Consider the following 18,770-nt stretch of genomic DNA (forward strand, 5'->3'; position numbering starts at 1 on the left):
CGACTGCCCCACCTGACCGCGAGATCCGGTCGTCCGCGCACCGGGACGCCGCACGTAGCCCTTCTTGATCGCCGCTCGCTTGACCAGCCGCTTCAGACGGGTCGGCCACTGACGTCGGGGCGCCTCGCTGTGGCCCCACTCGCCGGCCCGGAACCTGCGCCGGCTCTGCTTCGCGTTCGACGGGCAGCCCGCGCCCGCATCGGAGGCACAGCGGCTCTCGACGGACGCTCGGTCAGGTGCCGGACCGGCGGCGCTCACCGGTGCAGCTCCGGAGGACGCGACCAGCGCGGCGGCGAGCATGACGGACGCGACAGCAGACGACGTGCGGAACGGGCGGAGCTTCGTGGACATCGAGACGACCTTCCCGAGAGGTGGATGATGCCCGGACGCTACGACGCAGTCCGCACCCCTGGCCCCCGTCCTCCACAGGGTCGTCCCACCGGGTGGTTCGACGATCAGTCGTCGTCCACCGTCCTGCTGCTGGACAGTCGCTCCCCGGTCTCCCGGGCGGTCGTGAACAGCTGCTCGTCGTGATCGGGCGCGGCCGCTCGGTGCGCCTCGAGGAGCCGCTCGCTGCGCGCCGTCGGTTGCAGTCTGCTGTCCAGTTCGGTGTCGAAGCCGGTCGAGACCGCACCGTTGGCCCGAGCGTGGCCGACCCGAAGATTCCCCGGTGAGTCGAACGTCTGCTTCATCAGGTCCCGGTACGACGACAGCCGCGTGGCGGGATCGCCGCCCTGCATGACGTCCAGTGTGGTCGTGAGCAGCCCCCGGCGCTCTTCGAGCAGGGCCTCCCCCTGGAGCGGTTCTCCGTCCCGGACCTGTTCGGCGGCGATCGCGCGCGAGTACATCTGCTGGCGACCGACCGCGGCGGCCTGGCCAGCCAGCGACTTCGCGACCGCGGGCCTGTCCATCTCGCCGGCCACCGGAACGCCCGGGAAGTCGCGCCGCGCCTGGGTGAACTGGGCGATCCCGGTGTTCAGCGTGTTCTGCCCGACACCCGAGGCGATCACGTGGTTGATGGAGGCGTTCGAGGCGTTCTCCCCCGTCCTCGCCGCCTCGGCCTCCTGGACCGTCAACCCGCGTCCGGCCGCACGCGCCGCCTCGACGTACGTCGAGTGCTGGGGGTGGTACTGGGTGAGCCGCTCCTTCACCACCGACTTCTTCAGCTCCGGCCCGGAGGCGCCGTAGAGGTGCTGGTGGACCCGACCCATGGCCTCGTCGCCCAGCCCCTCACCGGGGCCGTACTTCACCTGGTCCTTGGGCAGTCGGTGGTTCCCCGTGTCGGGCAGGAGGTACGACGGGCCGGTGCTCCGGGACCGCTTGTTCGGTTGCCCCTGGTCCTCGAGGTCGTCCTCGGCTCCCCGTTTGGGCACCCGGGACCGCGTGTCCGTGCTGAGCCCCGGGAGCGGCGCCACCGCGACCGACGGGGAGGCGGCGGGACGACTCCGCTTGCTGCGCTGCTCCACCAGTTGCTCGAGGTCGTCCTCGGCTCCTCGCTTGCGCGGCCGTCTGCGGGGAGCCGACCCACCGAGCTGCTGCTCGCTCATCCCTCCACGGTAGGAGCCCGCGCCTCCGCCGTCGAGGGGGCGCGAGACAGCGATCCCGGACTGGCGCTCAGGGCTGGATCAGGACCTTGATCGCGCGTCGCTCGTCCATCGCCCGGTAGCCCTCGGCGACCTCGTCGAGAGGCAGGGTCAGGTCGAAGACGAGACCGGGGTTGATGGTGCCGTCCTGGACCAGCTCGAGCAGCTCAGGCAGGTACTGGCGCACCGGCGCCATGCCGCCGGCGAGCCCGACGTTCTTCTGGAACATCTTGCTGATCGGAAGGTCGACGCCGTGCGGTACGCCGACGAAGCCGACCGTGGAGCCGGGTCGGGCGATCGCGAACGCGGTCTTCATCGCCTGGTCGGTGCCGACGCACTCGAGCACGGCGTCGGCCCCCACTCCCCCGGTGAGCTCCATCACTGCGGCGGAGCCTTCCTTGCCGCGCTCGGCGATGATCGACGTCGCCCCGAACTGCCGGGCGATCGCCTGCCGCGGCTCGTGGCGCGACATCGCGATCACCTGCTCGGCACCCATCACGTGGGCCGCGAGGACGCCACAGAGGCCCACGGCGCCGTCGCCGACGACCACGGCCGTGCCGCCGCGTCGTACGCCGGCCGCGACGGCGGCGTGCCAGCCGGTGGCCATCACGTCGGAGAGGGTCAGCAGCGACGGGATCATCGACGCGTCCGGCATCCCGTCGGTCTTGACCAGACTGCCCTCGGCCTGGGTGACCAGCGCGTACTCCGCCTGGCCGCTGAGGGTGAAGCCGCCGTGCACGCAGGCGGACTGCATGCCGGCACGGCAGTGAGCGCAGGTGTTGTCGCTGTGGCAGAACGGGACGATCACGAAGTCACCGGGCTTGAAGGAGACGACCTCGGCGCCCACCTCTTCCACGACTCCCACGCACTCGTGGCCGATGGTGCTGCCGGGCGTGATGTCGTTCTCCCCCCGGTACGGCCACAGGTCCGAGCCACAGATGCAGCCTGCGGTGACTTTGATGACCGCGTCCGTCGGGGCTGTGATCGTCGGGGTGGGAACGTCGGAGACCTGGATCTCGCGGGGGGCATGGATCGTCGTGGCACGCATGGCGCCATCCTGACAGATCATGGAAGCGACACGGAGTCAGAGATGTTGCCTTATCTCATACTTGATATACCGTGATCGCCATGAGTGAGGGTTACAAGGGCCGCATCGGCAATCTGATTCGCGACGCCCGCAAGCACCGGGGTCTCACGCAGCACCAGTTGGCGGAGCTCCTGGCCACCAGCCAGAGTGCCATCAACCGGATCGAGAAGGGCAACCAGAACCTCTCCCTGGAGATGCTGGCCCGGATCGGTGCTGCGTTGGACTCCGAGATCGTGGCGCTCGGCGCCGGGCCCACCCACCTGCGGGTGAGCGGGCCCACCACGCTGTCGGGCGAGATCGACGTCAAGACGTCCAAGAACGCCGGCGTCGCCCTGCTCTGCGCCTCCCTGCTGAACAGCGGTCGCACCACGCTGCGCAAGGTCGCCCGGATCGAGGAGGTCAACCGGCTGCTCGAGGTGCTGGGCAGCATGGGCGTGCAGACCAAGTGGCTCAACACCGACAACGACCTCGAGATCATCCCGCCCAAGAAGCTCGACCTGGACCGGATCGACGAGGATGCCGCGCGCCGTACCCGTTCGGTGATCATGTTCCTGGGCCCGCTCCTGCATCGCCAGGAGACCTTCGACCTGCCGTACGCCGGTGGCTGCAACCTGGGCACCCGCACGGTCGAGCCGCACATGTCGGCCCTGCGTCCGTTCGGCCTCGAGGTCAAGGCCACCGACGGCATGTACCACGCCTCGGTCAACCGGGCCGTCGTCCCGCAGCGCCCGATCGTGCTGACCGAGCGCGGCGACACCGTCACCGAGAACGCGCTGATGGCAGCCGCCCTGCACCCCGGGACGACCGTGATCCGCAACGCCTCCTCCAACTACATGGTCCAGGACCTCTGCTTCTTCCTGCGCAAGCTCGGCGTAAAGATCGACGGCGTCGGGACCACCACGCTCACGGTCACGGGCCGCGAGACCATCGACGTCGACGTCGACTACGCCCCCAGCGAGGACCCGATCGAGGCCATGTCGCTGCTCGCGGCCGCCATCGTGACCAAGTCCGAGATCACCATCCGCCGGGTCCCGATCGAGTTCCTCGAGATCGAGCTCGCGCTGCTCGAGGAGATGGGCTTCCAGTACGACCGGACCGAGGAGTACGACGCACTCAACGGCTGCACGCGTCTGGTCGACCTCACCACCAAGCCGTCCACGCTGCGGGCACCGCTGGACAAGATCCACCCGATGCCGTTCCCCGGCCTCAACATCGACAACCTGCCGTTCTTCGCGGTCATCGCCGCGGTCGCCGAGGGGCAGACCCTGCTGCACGACTGGGTCTACGAGAACCGCGCGATCTACCTCGTCGAGCTCAACAAGCTGGGCGCCCAGGTCAAACTGCTCGACCCCCACCGGGTGATGATCGAGGGCCCGACCAGCCTGTCCGGCACCGAGATCGTCTGTCCCCCGGCGCTGCGCCCGGCGGTCGTGATCCTGCTGGCGATGCTGGCGGCCAAGGGCACCTCGGTGCTCCGCTCGACGTACGTCATCCACCGCGGCTACGAGGAGCTCGCCGAGCGGTTGAACCTGCTCGGCGCCAACATCGAGCCGTTCCGCGACATCTGAGTCGCGGACCCGCCCGGGCCGGTCAGCCCCCGAACAGGGTCTCGACCCACGCCCGCGACGGGGTGCGTGAGCTCGGCGGCGCCTGCATGTCGGCGGTGATCCGCGGCAGCGGCGCCGTGTGCTGACTCGCGTTGCGGTGCCAGTCGTTCTCGGCCTCGATGAGCGAACCGAGATCGGCACGGGAGAGGAAGACGCCGTGCCCTTCGGGGCACCTGCTGACTTCGCCGTCGCCCGCGGACACACCGAGGCTCCGCGTGACCATGTCGGTTCCACATCGAGGACAGGTCAAGGTCGTCATGCTTCGACGCTACCGCTCCCCCGCCGCCGGCACGAGGGCCCGCGCCGAACCGAGGCCCGTTGGATTGCAGCCGGTCGGGACCGGCGTCAGGCAATACTGACCCGGTGACCTCTCCACGGACCGGTGTGCCCTACCTCGACGAGGTGCTGAGCCAACCGGGCGCCGTGCTGGCCTTCGCCCACCGCGGCGGGGCGCTCCACCCCGAGATCCCCGGGCTGGAGAACACGATGGCGGCGTTCGCGCATGCGGTGGCGCAGGGCTACCGCTACCTGGAGACCGACGTGCACGCCACCCGTGACGGCGTCCTGCTCGCCTTCCACGACGCGGCCCTGGATCGGGTCACCGACCGCAAGGGCGCGATCGCCGATCTGACCCACGCCGAGGTCGCTCGCGCCCTGATCGGCGGAACCGAGCCCGTTCCGACCCTGGAGCAGCTCTTCGAGTCCTTCCCGCAGGCCCGGTTCAACATCGACGTGAAGTCCGAGCTGGCGGTGCACCGTCTCGCCGACTTCCTGGCCGCCCGGACCGACCACGACCGGGTGATGGTGGGCTCGTTCTCGCGTCGCCGGCTCGCCACCTTCCGCAGGCTGACGGGTGGGCAGATCCCGACATCGGCCCATCCACTCGAGGTGGCGGCCTTCCGGCTGCTGCCCAGCGGTCGCCTGGCCGACCTCGTCACCCGCGGTCGGGTCAGCGCGCTCCAGGTGCCGCACCGCCGCGGGCGGCTGGTGGTCGTCACCGCCGGCCTCGTACGCCGTGCGCACGCCGCCGGCAAGCACGTCCACGTCTGGACCGTCGACGACCCCGAGGAGATGGACGAGCTCCTCGCCAAGGACGTCGACGGACTGATCACCGACCGCACCGATCTGCTCAAGGAGTTCCTCGTGCAGCGCGGTTGCTGGCTCGACCACGGGAGGAACGCGTCATGAGCACATCCGGGCCCCGGCCGATCGCCGACCTGACCCGGCTCGCGCGCGTCAAGGAGCAGCGAGCCTGGTACTTCTACGACTGGGCGAACAGCGCCTTCGCCACCACCGTGGCGGGTGTCCTGTTCGCGCCGTACCTGATCGCGATCGCCGAGGAGGCGGCGGTCGACGACCGGATCTCGGTGCTGGGGCTCTCGGTGGCGCCCGGCGCGCTGCCGTCGTTCGTGATCACCGCCTCGACCGTGATCTCCGCCGTCCTGCTGCCCCTGCTGGGTGCCGTGGCCGACCGCACCGAGAAGAAGAAGCAGTTGCTCGCCGGGTTCGCCTGGGTGGGTTCCGCCTTCGCGGCGCTGCTCTTCTTCGTCACCGGGGACAACTGGCAGCTCGGCGCGGTCAGCTTCATCGTCGCCAACCTCTGCTTCGGTGCCTCGGCCGTCTTCAACGACGCGATCCTGTGCCTGATCTCCGACGAGGAGGAACGCGACCAGGTCTCCTCCCGGGGGTGGGCCCTCGGCTACGCCGGCGGGGGGTTGTTGCTGGCGCTGAACTTCGTCCTGGTCAGCTTCCACGAGTCCTTCGGCCTGACCGAGGCGATGGCCGTGCGGATCAGCATGCTGTCCGCCGCCCTGTGGTGGGCCGGCTTCACGATCATCCCGTTCCGAGGCCTGCGCAACCACCCGACGGCCCACGTGGAGCCCACCGAGGGCAACGTGCTCGCCCGGAGCTTCGGCCAGCTGTGGGCGACACTGCGCGACATCCGCCAGTACCCGGTCGCCCTGACGTTCCTGGTGGCCTACCTGTTCTTCAACGACGGCATCCAGACGGTGATCGCCTCGGCCTCGATCTACGGCGTCGAGGAGCTCGGCTTCTCCACCGGCACCGTGCTGGCCACCTATCTGCTCGTCCAGGCAGTCGCCGTCGCCGGTGCGCTGGGCTTCGGTCGGGCGGCGGCCCGGTACGGCGCGAAGCGGGTGATCCTGGCCGGCCTGACCGGCTGGATGGTCATCGTGACAGCGGCGCTGTTCCTGCCGGCCGGCGCGATCGTGCCGTTCCTGGTGCTCGGATCGGGGATCGGGATCGTCCTCGGGGGCACCCAGGCGCTCTCCCGGTCGTACTTCTCGCTGCTGATCCCCCGCGGCAAGGAGGCCGAGTACTTCAGCTTCTACCACGCGATGGAGCGCGGTACGTCGTGGCTGGGCACCCTGGTGTTCGGTCTGGTCTTCCAGTTCACCGGCTCCTACCGGCCGGCGATCTTCGCCCTGATCGGGTTCTTCGTCATCGGCGGTGCCCTGCTGATGAAGGTGGACACCCGGCGCGGGATCGAGGACGCTGGCAACGAGGTGCCCGAGGTGCTCTAGGGAGCGAGACCGGCCGAGATTGTCGGAATCTTTCCCGCCCCACTACCGTTGAGAAGGTTGAGGCAAGGGCCGTTCGGGTAGAACGCCCACACGTGTGGAGCCGTCGGCTCCGTCGTCTCAGGTCATGTCAACGGGGGAAACAGAACCAGTCTGGAGGTGGCTCATGGCAGAGCGCACGCTACGTGGCGCCCGGCTCGGGGGCCAGAGTTTCGAGGACGAACGCGGTATCGAGTTCGCTGCCCGTCAGCAGGTCGGCTATCGCTGCAAGCTCGGTCACGAGTTCGAGATCACGATGTCGGTCGAGGCCGACGTCCCGGCCCTGTGGGAGTGCCCGCGCTGTGGCGCCGAGGGGCTCAGCATCTCGGGGCTCGTCCCCGAGGTGAAGAACGAGAAGCCCGCCCGCACCCACTGGGACATGCTCCTCGAGCGTCGCTCCGAGAAGGAGCTCGAGGACATCCTCAAGGAGCGGCTCGAGCTGCTCCGCGGCGGCGAGATCGGTCCGGCGCACCTGCACCGGGCCAACGCCCGCAAGCGCAAGGCAACTGCCTGACGCACGTCGTACCCCTCGACGAGGGTTGCGTCACTCGTCGATGACCTCGCCCCGGACCACGGAATCCTCGGATCCAGGTCCGGGGCGAGTCACGTTCAGGACCACCAGACGTCGGCTCACCACGGTCGTGAGCAGGCGCCGTGCCACCGGCCGGGTGACCGGCAGGATCAGGGCGATCCCCACGGCGTCGGTGACGAACCCGGGGGTGAGCATCAGGGTGCCGCCGATCAGGATCAGGGCACCGTCGGCGATCTCGCGGGCCGGCATCCGACCCGTCTGCAGGGCCCCGCTCAGCTCGCGCCAGGCACGAGCCCCCTCGCGCTTGACCAACCAGGCACCGATCACGCTGTCCAGGACCAGCAGAACGATCGTCCACCAGGCACCGATCACCTGACCCACCTGGATCAGCACGAAGATCTCAGCCAGGGGCACCACCACGAAGGCGATCAGCAACATCCACAGGACGCTCCCGCGTCGTCGGCTCATACGTGGGCCTCCTTGCGGCCGCGCGCGCGGCCGATTCGCTCGCGAACTCCCCAGGACGTGATCCGCTTCAGCGACTCGAGCGCCACGTCCCGGCTCATCTTGGACTCCCCCGCGACCCGCTCGACGAACTGGATCGGCACCTCCCGGACTCGCAGACCGGCCGCGAGGACCCTCGCCACGAGATCGGTCTGGAAGACGTAGCCGGTGGAGACGACGTCGGCCAGGTCGATCTGCTCCAGCGTGCTGCGCCGGAAGAGCCGGTAGCCGGCCGTGGCGTCGCGGACCTGGATCCCCAGCAGCAGCCGGACGTAGAGGTTGCCGCCGCGCGAGAGCAGCTCGCGCGTGAACGGCCAGTTCACCACCGACCCGCCCGGCACCCAGCGCGAGCCGATCACCAGATCGGCGTCGGTGAGCGCGTCGAGGAGCCGGTGCAGCTGCTCGGGCTGGTGGGAGCCGTCAGCGTCCATCTCGCCGATCACGTCGTACCCGGCGTCGAGGGCGTACCGGAAGCCGGCGAGGTACGCCGCCCCGAGACCCTCCTTGGCCGTGCGGTGCAGCACGGACACCGCCGGGTCCCGGGCGGCCAGGTCGTCGGCGATCATGCCGGTACCGTCCGGGGAGCCGTCGTCGACGACGAGGACGTCCACGTCCGGATGCGCGGCGCGCAGACGCCCGACCACCCAGGCGAGGTTGTCCGCCTCGTTGTAGGTCGGGATGACCACCACGACGCGCCCCGGGCCACTGCTGTTCACGGCGCCGCCTTCAGAGCTCGGAATGGGCCTCGACGCGACGTGCCTGCACGCCGGCGTCCTGCGGCCGTTGCTGCCCTCGACGATACGGGACGAGGCCCAGCACGATGAGCAGGGCCGTCAGGGCCACGCTGGCCCGGCCCCACCACTGGCCGAGCCGGACCGAGGGGGGGACGTCGTCGGTCAGCGGCACCCGCTCGAGCAGGACCTGCTGGGTCCGGATGTCAGCCCGGTCCAGGACCCGGCCGTCGGGCGCGATGATCCCGGAGACGCCGTTGGTGGCCGCGACCACGACGGTCCGGCCGGTCTCGACCGCGCGTACCCGGCTGATCGCGAACTGCTGGTCGATCTGGTCGGTGTGGATGAACAGGGCGTTGCTGGTCTGCACGGCCAGCATCTGCGCGCCGTGCGAGATCTGGGTGTAGATCCCGTCGTCATAGGCGACGTCGAAGCAGATCGTGTTCGCGACGGCGATCCCGGCGATGTCCAGCGGCGTACGCCGGGTGCCGCTCATCATGTCGCGCGGGATCAGCGCGAGTCGGCCGAACGTGCCGGCGAAGACACTGCGGAACGGGATGTACTCGCCGTACGGCACCGGATGCCACTTGGTGAACCGGTCCCCCGCGCCGACCCCGGGCTGCCAGACGATGCCCTGGTTGAGCACGTGGCGGGGACCCGCGTCGACGATGGCGCCGACCAGGATCGGGACGCCCACCGCCTGCGAGGCAGCTTCGATCCCGCGGTTGGTCTCGCTGTCGGCGAACGGGTCCACCGCCGTGGAGTTCTCCGGCCACACCACGAAGTCGGGACGCGGGGATCGTCCGGCGGCCACGTCGTCGGCGAGCTCGATCGTGGCCTGCACATGGTTCGCGGTCACCTGCCGGAAGTCGAGCAGGATGTCGCTGCCGTCTCCCGGGACGTCGCCCTGGACCGCTGCCACCGTGACCTGCTCGGTCGGGCTGGACCGGTAGGGCACCAGTGCGGGCAGCAGGGTCACCGCGACGACCCCGGTGAGGGCGAGCGAGGCCACCAGGCGGTGTCGTCCATGCGTGACCACGAGCGCAGCCAGCAGTACGCCGGCGAGGGCGAGCAGGAAGGAGACCCCGGTGGCACCGGCGTACGGGAGGGCGGGCGCGACCGGTGAGTCGATGGTGGCGAAGGCCAGCCGCCCCCAGGGCATCCCGCTGAAGGGCCAGCTGCTCCGGATCGTCTCCATGGCCACCCAGGCGAGGGCGATCGTGACCGGCCACCAGCGGCGCCGGCCGAAGGCTGCCGCCACCGCACCGAGCACCCCGTAGAAGAGGGCCTCCACCGAGGCCAGCGCGAGCCAGGCGTCGGTGCCGACGGCGCGCATCCAGTAGATGAGGGTGAAGTAGAACCCGATGCCGAAGACCAGTCCCACCACTGCCCCGCGCAGGACGGGAAGACCCCGGGTGGTCAGCGTGAAACCGGCCAGGGCAACGGGGACGAGGAACCACAGGGCGAGAGGCTCGAAGGCCAGCGCGAGGGAGACACCGGCGGCGAGCGCCAGGAGCATCCGGAGCAGCACGGCTCAACGGTAGCGAAGGGTCCTGCCCGGCGAGGCGGCACGGGCGCAGTTGCGGAGGCAGATGCAGAGCTCCGGAAGGACCCCGCACCCTTCGGACCAGTCCGAGAACGACCGGCTGCCGAGGGCGGACTGTTGTCTAGGGGCGACGCGGTCCTTCCGTATCCGGCCTCGCGGAGCGGACCAACCTCCGCGAACCAGGTCGGACGAGTGAATGGCACCCCACTCTCCGGACCCGATCACTCGGACGTCGACCCGCCTGCCACGATCTGCATGGACGGACGGGACACCTTGGATCGGACGAGGTCGGACTGTCAACACCCTGTTCACCTGCGGGTTTATCCAAAACCGCAGGTCAGCGCCGGGGCCCCCGGGAAAAGATCACCCGAAGGAACCAGGCGCACCACCACGTGTCTAGAGCGCCCGGGCCAGACCGTGGGCGGCGGGAGTGGTCATCCCGGTACGACGACCGTGCCGGTGGCCGTGGTCGCCACGACCGCCGGCTCGAGCATGGTCGCTGCCCCGGGGGCCTCGGGGGTCGCCGCGCCGCGGGCCACCACGAGGACCTGGAACTCCATCACCCGGGACCGGGTGCCCACGCGGACCAGTTCGGCGCTGATCTCGAGCACGTCCCCGGCCCGCACCGGAGCCCGGAACTGGATGTCGGAGTAGGAGGCGAAGAGCCCCTCGTCGCCGTCGGTGAGGATGCAGAGCTCGGTGGCGACGTCGCCGAACAGACCGAGGCTGTAGGCCCCGTCGACGAGGTTCCCTGCGTAGTGGGCGTGGGAGTAGGGCACGTAGCGACGGTGGACGACGCGGGTGCCGACGGTTGCCGTCATGCGACTGCCTCTCGGTGGGTGATCCGGTGCACGAGGAAGCTGGCGACCTCGCCGGGGGTGGTGCCGCGACTGAAGACCCGGTCGACCCCGAGCTCGGCGGCCATCGACTCGTCGAAGCGCGGTCCGCCCACGACCAGCAGCGGTCGACGGGCGGAGGGGTAGGACTCTCGGAAGGCGGCCGACATCTCGCGGGTGTTGAGCAGGTGGGCGTCGCGCTGGGTGACCACCTGGGAGACCAGGACAGCGTCGGCCTTCTCCGCGCGGGCACGGTCGACGAGCTGCGGCACGGAGACCTGGGCGCCGAGGTTCACCACCTTGACCTCGCGGTAGTACTCCAGGCCCTTCTCGCCGGCGAAGCCCTTGATGTTCAGGATCGCGTCGATGCCGACGGTGTGGGCATCGGTGCCGATGCAGGCGCCGACCACCACCAGGCGCCGCCGCAGGCTGCGCTTGATCGCCGCGTTCGCCTCCTTGGGCGTCAGCAACGGGTAGTCGCGTTCCACGACCTCCACCTTGCTGGGATCCACGAGGTGGTTCACCCGGCCGTAGACCACGAAGAAGGTGAAGTCGGGCCCCATCGGCTTGGCGTGCACGACGAGCGCGGGGTCCATCCCCATCTTGTTGGCCAGCTGGGCGGCGGCGCCTTCAGCCACCTTGGAGTGCGGCATGGGCAGCGTGAAGCTGAGCTGCACCATGCCGTCGCCGGTGGTGTCGCCGTACGGGCGGATGATCGAGCCGGGCTCGGCGGTGGCCGTCACTTCTCCTCCAGGATCTCGGTGGCGGGGTTGAGGTAGGACGGGGACTTCTCGGCCACCCCGTCGAGGCCGCGACCGGCGTCCGCCGGTCGCTTCATCAGCCCGAAGGTGCCGTCGGCGATGGCATCGAGGAGGCCGTTCTCGTGCTCGAGGATCTGCTCCAGCAGCTCGATCGACTCGGCCAGCACCTGCCGGGCACGGGTGGCGATGAACCCGTCGGGGGTGGGTCGGAAGTCCTCGTGCAGGTTGCCGGCCGCGTTCATCACGTACCGCACGTTCTGCAGGGCGAGGTCGCGGTCCGAGATCCACGGTGTCACCACCGCCTCGGTCATCATCCCGACCAGCAGGATCCCCTGACCGGTCATCGCGCCCACCAGGTTGAAGAAACCGTCGAGCAGGTAGCCGCGGAAGACGTCGCCGGTCATGTGCCGGGTCGGTGGCATCCACTTCAGCGGCGCCTTCGGGAAGAGCTCCCGGGCCAGCAGCGCATGGGCCAGCTCCATCCGGAAGGAGTCGGGCACGTCGGGATCGATCTCGAAGGCGTGCCCCAGCCCGAGCTGCCAGTCCTCGAGCCCGGCCTCCTTCGCGAAGTACTCGTTGAGGAGCTGGCTCGTGGTGACCGTGTGCGCGGCCTCGACGGCGTCCGCGGTGGTCAGGTAGTTGTCCTCGCCGGTGTTGATGATGATGCCGGCGCGGGCGTGCACCTGACGGCTGAACCGCTGGTCGACGAAGGTGCGGATCGGGTTGATGTCGCGGAAGAGGATCCCGTACATCGAGTCGTTGAGCATCATGTCGAGACGCTCCATGCCCGCCAGCGCGGCGATCTCCGGCATGCACAGCCCGGAGGCGTAGTTGGTCAGCCGGATGTAGCGGCCGAGCTCCTTGCCGGTCTCGTCGAGCGCCGCACGCATCAGGCGGAAGTTCTCCTGGGTCGCGTAGGTGCCGGCAAACCCCTCGCGCGTGGCGCCCTCGGGCACGAAGTCGAGCAGGCTCTGCCCGGTGGAGCGGATCACCGCGATCACGTCGGCACCGGCGCGGGCCGCCGCCTGGGCCTGCGGAATGTCCTCGTAGATGTCGCCGGTCGCGACGATCAGGTAGATCCACGGCTGGCGGGGGGCGTCACCGATCCGCTTGATCAGACGGTCCCGCTCCGCGCGACGCCGGTCGATCAGCTTGATCCCCGCGCCCACCTGCTTGCGTGCGGCTGCGGCGGCCCGGGTGGCGTCGCGACCCTCGGGCAGTCGGAAGCGGATGGACCCCGCGGAGGCCTTCTGCGCGAGGGTGGCCAGGTCCTCCGCCTCGCCGCGGACCAGGGCGTCCCAGACCGGCAGCGCCACACCGTGGCTCAGCCCCCCGTCCTGATCGAGGTCGGCGCGGACCACGTCGAGGAGGCGGTTCACCCAGGGCGTGCCCTCGGCGTCGGCGCCCTGGAGGCCGGCCAGCCGCAGCGTGGCTCGCTCCACCGCCACCGTGGTGTGCTGGGTGGCCAGGGAGACGATCGGCTTGCCGGCCTTGCGGGCCAGCGCGCGGGCCTGCCGGACGGTGGCGGGGTCGAGGTCGAGCTTGCCCCGGGGGGTGCGGGTGCTCATGCGGGGGTCTCCAGTCGGGACTCGAAGAGACGGCGGACACCGGCGTTCTCACGCAGGAGGTCGAGGGCGTACGCCGCGTGGCCGGGGACGTAGCCGTTCCCGACGAGCATCGTGACGTCGGCGGCCAGGCCCTCGGCGCCGAGGGCGGCAGCCGAGAACGAGGTGGCCATCGAGAAGAAGATCACCGTGCCGCGATCGGCCGTGCTGAGCACGGCGCCGCCCTCACAGCCGGGAACGTCGACACAGACGACCGTGACGTCCACCGGGCCGCCGGTGGCCACGACCGCGTCGCGCAGCGCGATCGGGTCCCGGGCGTCGGCCACCACCACGTGGTCGGCCAGGCCGGCGTCGCGCAGTAGCGCGGCCTCGCGCTCGTGCGGTACGACCCCGACGATCCGCGCGGCACCCGAGCGCCGGGCGGCCGCGAGGCTCAGTGAGCCCGACTTGCCGCCGCCGCCGATCACGGCCACCGAGGGTGCGTCGTACTGCTCGACGACGCGGGAGGTCAACGCCGGAGCGCCACAGACGTCCATCACCGAGAGGCTCAGGTCGGTGGGCAGGTCGTCGGGCAGGACGGCTGCGATCGAGCGGCCGAAGAGGACGGCGTACCCGTCGCAGGGCACCTGCTCGCTGGTCGCGTCCCAGCCGGCCAGGGCGTCCTCGATCACCAGTGGGGTCAGCGTCAGCGACACGAGCGTGGCGACCCGGTCCCCCGGGGTCAGGCCGAGGCGGGAGTCGGGGCCGACCTCCTCGACCGTGCCGACGAGCATGCCGCCCGAGCCGGTCTCGGGGTTCTGCATCTTCCCGCGGGTGGCGACGATGTCGAGCACCTCGGCCCGCAGGGCGTCACGGTCGACGCCGTTCGGGCCGGTGTGCGTGCGCTCCAGCTGGCGGAAGGAGGCAGCGTCGAGGTTCAGCTTCTGCACGCGGATCCGGACCTCGTCGGACCAGAGCTCGCGCCGGGTGTCGAGGCGCTGGGCCGCCTGGGGCAGGACGACGACGTCGTCGAGCACCCGGTGCAGGCCGGTCGGGTCGCTGGCGCGGGCGAACATGACGGATAATCCTCCGGTGGTGACAGTGTGTAACCGTAAGATATACGGCGCGGTATTGGACGAACAGAACGTTCTCCTCGTACTCTGACATGCGTGGCGCAGCCCACACAACTGAACGCGCCGCCGCGCACCCACCTCCGCCACCCGGGAGAAGACATGAGCATCGAGACCGCGATCGGTCTGGAGACCGACCAGCCCTACCCCTACCGCCGTACCGAGCTCGTCGAGCCCGACTGGACCCGCTTCCCGGGCTGGAAGGACGTGACCGCCGAGGAGTGGGCCTCGGTGCAGTGGCAGCGCGCGCACTGCGTGAAGAACGTCAAGCAGCTGCGCGAGCTGCTCGGCGACCTGGTCGACGAGCGCTTCTACGCCGACCTCGAACGGGACCAGGCCGAGCGGGCCACCATGTCCATGCTGGTGCCGCCGCAGATGATGAACACGATGATGCCGCGGGAGACCCCGGCCGGGCCCGGGTCGTTGACGGAGGCGTTCTACGCCGACCCGATCCGGCACTACATGCTGCCGGTCTTCTCGGACCGGCGTACCGACTGGCCCTCGCACCCGCACGCCACCCGCGACTCCCTGCACGAGCACGACATGTGGGTGGCCGAGGGGCTCACCCACCGCTACCCCACCAAGGTGCTGGCCGAACTGCTGCCGACGTGCCCGCAGTACTGCGGGCACTGCACCCGGATGGACCTGGTCGGCAACTCCACGCCCGTGATCGAGAAGCTGAAGTTCACCGGCAAGCCCGTGGACCGGCTGGGCGACATGATGGACTACCTGCGCCGTACGCCGTCCGTGCGTGACGTCGTGGTCTCCGGCGGCGACGTGGCGAACATGCCGTGGCCGCGGCTCGAGGACTTCCTGACCCGGCTGCTGGAGATCGAGAACATCCGCGACATCCGGCTGGCCACCAAGGCCCTGGTGGGACTCCCCCAGCACTGGCTCCAGGACGACGTACGCGCCGGGATGACCCGGGTGGCCACTCTGGCGCGATCGCGGGGGGTCTCCTTGGCGATTCACACGCACGCCAACCACGCGAACTCGGTGACGCCGCTGGTGGCGGAGGCGACGCGGGCGATGCTGGAGGCCGGGGTCCGCGACGTCCGCAACCAGGGCGTGCTGCTCAACGGCGTCAACGCCGACCCGCACGCCCTGCTCGACCTGTGCTTCGGCCTGCTCGACGGGGCGCAGATCATGCCCTACTACTTCTACATGTGCGACATGATCCCGTACTCGGAGCACTGGCGGGTCTCGGTCGCCGACGCGCAGCGGCTGCAGCACCACATCATGGGCTACCTGCCCGGGTTCGCGACGCCGCGGATCGTCTGCGACGTGCCGTTCGTGGGCAAGCGGTGGGTGCACCAGCTCGCGGAGTACGACACCGTGCGCGGGATCTCGGGCTGGACGAAGAACTACCGGACCTCGATCGAGGCCGGCGAGGTCGAGGTGCTCAGCAAGACCTACCAGTACTACGACCCGATCCACACGCTCCCGGCCGAGGGCCAGGCGTGGTGGGCCGAGCACGGCAAGCTCGACGAGTCGGCCCTGAAGGCGGCCGAGATGGCCGAGGCGTCGCGGCGTACGGCTGCCCTCCAGGCGTACTGAGGGCCCTGCAGGGATCCCCGGAGATCCGGGGATCCCTGCGCTTCCCGGCCATTGCATTGCCCTGGAAGCGCCAGGAAACCTCCAGAAGCTGATCCAGGAACCGACCTTCCACAGTTTCGGACCACCGAGCAGCATGCACCCGAGGGAGCGGGCAGCCTCTGCTGCGTGACCGAACCTCTGATTGACCCCCGCCCCGGCGAGTCCGTCTTCCTGCGGCGTGATGCGCTGGCCGAGGGGTACGACGATCGCGCCATCGCCCGGATGGTGCGCACGGGGGCCTGGCATCGGATCCGTCGGGGTGCCTATGTGCCTGCCGAGCTGTGGCGCGGCGCAGACACCATGACGCAGCACGAGCTGCTGGCGCACGCCGTACACCGCCAAGCGCAGGCCGAGGTGGCCCTCTCGCACGTCTCCGCACTCTGGGCCTACGGAGCCCCGGACTGGGGTGTCGACCTGAGCACCGTCCATCTCACCCGACTCGACGGTCGCGGTGGGCGACGCGAGGCCGGCGTCTGCCAGCACGTCGGACACCTCGTTCCCGATGACCTCGTCCGGTTCGGCACGGTGCTGATCACCAGCCCGACGCGCACCGCGCTCGATGCCAGCACCGTGCTCGGGACCGAGGCCGCCCTGGTGGTGATGGACCACTTCCTGCATCGCGGTCTGACGACGCGAGAACTCCTCGCCGAGCGTTACGCGTCGATGACCGGTTGGCCCTTCACCCTCAAGACCGACCTGGTGCTCCGGCTGGCAGACGGTCGCTCCGAGTCCCCGGGCGAGACACGTACTCGCTATCTCTGCTGGCGTCAGAGTCTGCCGAAGCCTGAGCTCCAGTATCCGATCACCGATGAGTTCGGGCGCGTGGTGGCAGTGGCGGACTGCGCCTGGCCAGGACATGGGGCGTTTCTCGAGTTCGACGGCCGGGTGAAGTACGAACGCCTGCTGCGGCCGGGCGAGTCGCCGTCCGAGGTCGTGGTGCGGGAGAAGCGGCGTGAGGAACGAATTCGCGAGCTCACCGGGTGGCGGTGCATCCGCTTGATGTGGTCCGATCTGGAGCATCCGGCCCGAACCGCAGAGCGGATCCGGCGGGTGCTGGCCGCGGGATCGCCCCTCTGAGGCGTTCGGCCTACCCAGCTCTTCCTACGCTTCTCGGGCGTTGCAACCCGTGTGAAGCGCCAGGATCCCCGGAGATCCGGGGATCCCGACATCCCCAGCGGCAGCGAGGGTGGGGGTCAGGTGACGGGACGGTTCTCGTACGGCGTGCTCATCACGATCGTCGTCCGGGTCGACACATTCGCGGCTGCCCGGATCCGGGCCAGCAGGTCCTCGAGGTCGCCGGGCGTGCCGACGCGCACCTTCAGGATGTACGACTCGTCCCCGGCCACCGACCAGCAGGACTCGATCTCCCGGATCCCGCGCAGCCGCTCGGGCGAGTCGTCGGGCTGGGAGGGGTCGATCGGTCGGATCGAGATGAACGCCGCCAACGGCAGACCGATCCCGTCGTGGTTGATCGTGGCGCCGTACCCGGTGATCAGCCCCCGTTGCTCGAGGCGCTTCACCCGCTGATGGACCGCGGACGTGGACAGGCCGGTCGCCTTGCCCAGGTCGGTGAACGACATCCGACCGTCGGCGGCGAGCAGCTCTAGGATCTGGCGGTCGGTGGCTTCGAGATCGGTCGCGGTCACGGCCCACACCTTAGTGGCGCGTCGTGACAGGATGCCGCACGTGACCGACACCAAGCCTGACCGCCTGATGCTGCTGGACACCGCTTCGATGTACTTCCGGGCCTTCTACGGGGTGCCGGAGATCGCCGGACCCGACGGCACCCCCGTCAACGCGGTCCGCGGTCTGCTGGACTTCATCTCCCGGCTCGTCGCCGACTACCGGCCCACCGACCTGGTCTGCTGCTGGGACAACGACTGGCGCCCGCAGTGGCGGGTCGACCTGATCCCCTCCTACAAGGCGCACCGCGTGGTCGAGGAGGTGGCCGGCTCCGACCCCGACGTGGAGGAGGTCCCGGACCCGCTCGAGGTGCAGATCCCGATCATCCTCGATGTCCTGCAGGCCTTCGGGATCAGCGTGGTGGGGGCGGACGGCTACGAGGCCGACGACGTGATCGGCACGTTGGCCACCGACGCCGGTCGACCGGTGGACATCGTCACCGGCGACCGCGACCTCTTCCAGCTCGTCGACGACGAGGCCGAGGTCCGGGTGCTCTACATCGCCCGAGGCGTCGGCAACCACGAGCGGGTCACCAACGACTGGGTCCGCAACAAGTACGACGTGGACGCCCACCAGTACGCCGACTTCGCCACCATGCGCGGCGACACCTCCGACGGCCTGCCCGGTGTCCCCGGGGTGGGTGAGAAGACGGCCGCGACGCTGCTCAAACGGTTCGGCGACATCCCGGGTATCCTGGCGGCGGCCCACGACCCGGGGTCCGACCTGGCTAACGGCCCTCGCAACAAGATCAAGTCCGCGGCCGACTACCTCGCCGTCGCGCCCCAGGTCACCGCGGTGGCGCGCACCCTCGATCTCGGCTCCCCCAGCACTGCACTCCCCCGCTCGGCACGCAACGAGGACGAACTCGCCCGACTGGCCGAGCAGTGGGGGTTGGAGAGCCCGGTACAGCGGCTGCGAGCCGTCCTGCACGGCTGAGCCCGCCCCGCCCTGCCTCCCGTCCCGGCCGCACCCGAACAGGCGCCGCCGGCCGAAAAGGCGATCCAATCAATCCAGCTGGATCCCGCGGGCACGCCCCTGCGCCTCCGTCTTC

The 18,770-nt window shown here is 69.9% G+C and carries 19 protein-coding genes; 7 read left to right on the forward strand and 12 right to left on the reverse strand.

Annotated features, from left to right (window positions below):
* The 3 genes from ABZE72_RS09415 to ABZE72_RS09425 form a co-directional block, all read right to left on the reverse strand.
* A partial coding sequence (locus ABZE72_RS09415) for a hypothetical protein (RefSeq protein ID WP_372728766.1) occupies nt 1-351 on the reverse strand: 351 nt, incomplete at its 3' end.
* A 104-nt stretch (nt 352-455) separates the two neighbouring features.
* Complete coding sequence (locus ABZE72_RS09420) at nt 456-1,547, reverse strand: hypothetical protein (RefSeq protein ID WP_372728767.1); 1,092 nt, start codon at nt 1,545-1,547, stop codon at nt 456-458.
* A gap of 67 nt (nt 1,548-1,614) precedes the next feature.
* Nucleotides 1,615-2,631, reverse strand: coding sequence for a zinc-dependent alcohol dehydrogenase family protein (locus ABZE72_RS09425; RefSeq protein ID WP_372728768.1), 1,017 nt, complete (start codon nt 2,629-2,631; stop codon nt 1,615-1,617).
* A gap of 80 nt (nt 2,632-2,711) precedes the next feature.
* Here ABZE72_RS09425 and ABZE72_RS09430 point away from each other — a divergent pair, with 80 nt between their 5' ends.
* The gene (locus ABZE72_RS09430; protein ID WP_372728769.1) at nt 2,712-4,238 is read left to right on the forward strand and encodes a helix-turn-helix domain-containing protein; all 1,527 of its coding nucleotides are present in this window, start codon (nt 2,712-2,714) and stop codon (nt 4,236-4,238) included.
* Nucleotides 4,239-4,260: 22 nt separating this feature from the next.
* On the opposite strand, the gene ABZE72_RS09435 is transcribed toward ABZE72_RS09430, so the two are convergent.
* Entirely contained in the window at nt 4,261-4,536 is a 276-nt protein-coding gene (locus ABZE72_RS09435; protein WP_372728770.1) for a zf-TFIIB domain-containing protein, read from the reverse strand.
* A 104-nt stretch (nt 4,537-4,640) separates the two neighbouring features.
* On the opposite strand from ABZE72_RS09435, the gene ABZE72_RS09440 reads away from it, so the two are divergent.
* The 3 genes from ABZE72_RS09440 (at nt 4,641) to ABZE72_RS09450 (ending at nt 7,370) form a co-directional block, all read left to right on the forward strand.
* Entirely contained in the window at nt 4,641-5,465 is an 825-nt protein-coding gene (locus ABZE72_RS09440; protein ID WP_372728771.1) for a glycerophosphodiester phosphodiesterase, read from the forward strand.
* Nucleotides 5,462-6,820 (forward strand): MFS transporter, encoded by a 1,359-nt coding sequence (locus tag ABZE72_RS09445; RefSeq protein ID WP_372728772.1) that lies wholly within the window; start codon nt 5,462-5,464, stop codon nt 6,818-6,820. The genes ABZE72_RS09440 and ABZE72_RS09445 overlap by 4 nt, the downstream gene beginning before the upstream one ends.
* Nucleotides 6,821-6,983: 163 nt before the next feature.
* The gene (locus ABZE72_RS09450; RefSeq protein WP_372728773.1) at nt 6,984-7,370 is read left to right on the forward strand and encodes an RNA polymerase-binding protein RbpA; all 387 of its coding nucleotides are present in this window, start codon (nt 6,984-6,986) and stop codon (nt 7,368-7,370) included.
* Nucleotides 7,371-7,400: 30 nt separating this feature from the next.
* On the opposite strand, the gene ABZE72_RS09455 is transcribed toward ABZE72_RS09450, so the two are convergent.
* The 7 genes from ABZE72_RS09455 to ABZE72_RS09485 all read right to left on the reverse strand — a co-directional run bounded on the left by ABZE72_RS09455 (nt 7,401) and on the right by ABZE72_RS09485 (nt 14,386).
* Nucleotides 7,401-7,856 (reverse strand): FxsA family protein, encoded by a 456-nt coding sequence (locus ABZE72_RS09455; RefSeq protein WP_372728774.1) that lies wholly within the window; start codon nt 7,854-7,856, stop codon nt 7,401-7,403.
* Nucleotides 7,853-8,608, reverse strand: coding sequence for a polyprenol monophosphomannose synthase (locus ABZE72_RS09460; protein WP_372728775.1), 756 nt, complete (start codon nt 8,606-8,608; stop codon nt 7,853-7,855). Before ABZE72_RS09460 ends, ABZE72_RS09455 begins: the two co-directional genes overlap by 4 nt.
* Nucleotides 8,609-8,618: 10 nt before the next feature.
* A complete protein-coding gene (gene lnt / locus ABZE72_RS09465) occupies nt 8,619-10,154 on the reverse strand; it encodes an apolipoprotein N-acyltransferase (protein ID WP_372728776.1) in 1,536 nt (511 codons plus the stop codon).
* 449 nt (nt 10,155-10,603) lie between these two features.
* Complete coding sequence (locus ABZE72_RS09470) at nt 10,604-10,990, reverse strand: hotdog domain-containing protein (RefSeq protein ID WP_372728777.1); 387 nt, start codon at nt 10,988-10,990, stop codon at nt 10,604-10,606.
* Nucleotides 10,987-11,748, reverse strand: coding sequence for an OAM dimerization domain-containing protein (locus tag ABZE72_RS09475; protein ID WP_372728778.1), 762 nt, complete (start codon nt 11,746-11,748; stop codon nt 10,987-10,989). Before ABZE72_RS09475 ends, ABZE72_RS09470 begins: the two co-directional genes overlap by 4 nt.
* On the reverse strand, nt 11,745-13,334 hold the full coding sequence (locus tag ABZE72_RS09480) for a lysine 5,6-aminomutase subunit alpha (RefSeq protein WP_372728779.1): 1,590 nt from the start codon (nt 13,332-13,334) through the stop codon (nt 11,745-11,747). The genes ABZE72_RS09475 and ABZE72_RS09480 overlap by 4 nt, the downstream gene beginning before the upstream one ends.
* Nucleotides 13,331-14,386 (reverse strand): L-erythro-3,5-diaminohexanoate dehydrogenase, encoded by a 1,056-nt coding sequence (locus ABZE72_RS09485; protein ID WP_372728780.1) that lies wholly within the window; start codon nt 14,384-14,386, stop codon nt 13,331-13,333. Before ABZE72_RS09485 ends, ABZE72_RS09480 begins: the two co-directional genes overlap by 4 nt.
* Before the next feature lie 156 nt (nt 14,387-14,542).
* Between ABZE72_RS09485 and ABZE72_RS09490 the strand changes: the two genes are divergently transcribed.
* Both ABZE72_RS09490 and ABZE72_RS09495 read left to right on the forward strand, forming a co-directional pair.
* Entirely contained in the window at nt 14,543-15,997 is a 1,455-nt protein-coding gene (locus ABZE72_RS09490; protein WP_372728781.1) for a KamA family radical SAM protein, read from the forward strand.
* Between the two features lie 165 nt (nt 15,998-16,162).
* Entirely contained in the window at nt 16,163-17,113 is a 951-nt protein-coding gene (locus tag ABZE72_RS09495) for a type IV toxin-antitoxin system AbiEi family antitoxin domain-containing protein (RefSeq protein ID WP_372728782.1), read from the forward strand.
* Between the two features lie 116 nt (nt 17,114-17,229).
* Here the strand turns inward: ABZE72_RS09495 and ABZE72_RS09500 are convergent, their stop codons facing one another.
* Nucleotides 17,230-17,682, reverse strand: a complete 453-nt coding sequence (locus tag ABZE72_RS09500) for an Lrp/AsnC family transcriptional regulator (RefSeq protein ID WP_372728783.1) — start codon at nt 17,680-17,682, stop codon at nt 17,230-17,232.
* Between the two features lie 40 nt (nt 17,683-17,722).
* Here ABZE72_RS09500 and ABZE72_RS09505 point away from each other — a divergent pair, with 40 nt between their 5' ends.
* Nucleotides 17,723-18,655, forward strand: coding sequence for a 5'-3' exonuclease H3TH domain-containing protein (locus tag ABZE72_RS09505; protein ID WP_372728784.1), 933 nt, complete (start codon nt 17,723-17,725; stop codon nt 18,653-18,655).
* Nucleotides 18,656-18,770: the final 115 nt, after the last annotated feature.

Origin of the sequence: Nocardioides sp. (assembly GCF_041600255.1) — a bacterium.
GTDB lineage: Bacteria > Actinomycetota > Actinomycetes > Propionibacteriales > Nocardioidaceae > Nocardioides.

Excerpts from the sequence above, each read along its gene's own strand:
- ABZE72_RS09485 (WP_372728780.1), bottom strand. The coding sequence starts at position 14,386 with ATGTTCGCCCGCGCCAGCGACCCGACCGGCCTGCACCGGGTGCTCGAC.
- ABZE72_RS09450 (WP_372728773.1), top strand. The coding sequence starts at position 6,984 with ATGGCAGAGCGCACGCTACGTGGCGCCCGGCTCGGGGGCCAGAGTTTC.
- ABZE72_RS09490 (WP_372728781.1), top strand. The coding sequence starts at position 14,543 with ATGAGCATCGAGACCGCGATCGGTCTGGAGACCGACCAGCCCTACCCC.
- ABZE72_RS09420 (WP_372728767.1), bottom strand. The coding sequence starts at position 1,547 with ATGAGCGAGCAGCAGCTCGGTGGGTCGGCTCCCCGCAGACGGCCGCGC.
- ABZE72_RS09425 (WP_372728768.1), bottom strand. The coding sequence starts at position 2,631 with ATGCGTGCCACGACGATCCATGCCCCCCGCGAGATCCAGGTCTCCGAC.
- ABZE72_RS09470 (WP_372728777.1), bottom strand. The coding sequence starts at position 10,990 with ATGACGGCAACCGTCGGCACCCGCGTCGTCCACCGTCGCTACGTGCCC.
- ABZE72_RS09435 (WP_372728770.1), bottom strand. The coding sequence starts at position 4,536 with ATGACGACCTTGACCTGTCCTCGATGTGGAACCGACATGGTCACGCGG.
- ABZE72_RS09430 (WP_372728769.1), top strand. The coding sequence starts at position 2,712 with ATGAGTGAGGGTTACAAGGGCCGCATCGGCAATCTGATTCGCGACGCC.
- ABZE72_RS09480 (WP_372728779.1), bottom strand. The coding sequence starts at position 13,334 with ATGAGCACCCGCACCCCCCGGGGCAAGCTCGACCTCGACCCCGCCACC.
- ABZE72_RS09445 (WP_372728772.1), top strand. The coding sequence starts at position 5,462 with ATGAGCACATCCGGGCCCCGGCCGATCGCCGACCTGACCCGGCTCGCG.
- ABZE72_RS09455 (WP_372728774.1), bottom strand. The coding sequence starts at position 7,856 with ATGAGCCGACGACGCGGGAGCGTCCTGTGGATGTTGCTGATCGCCTTC.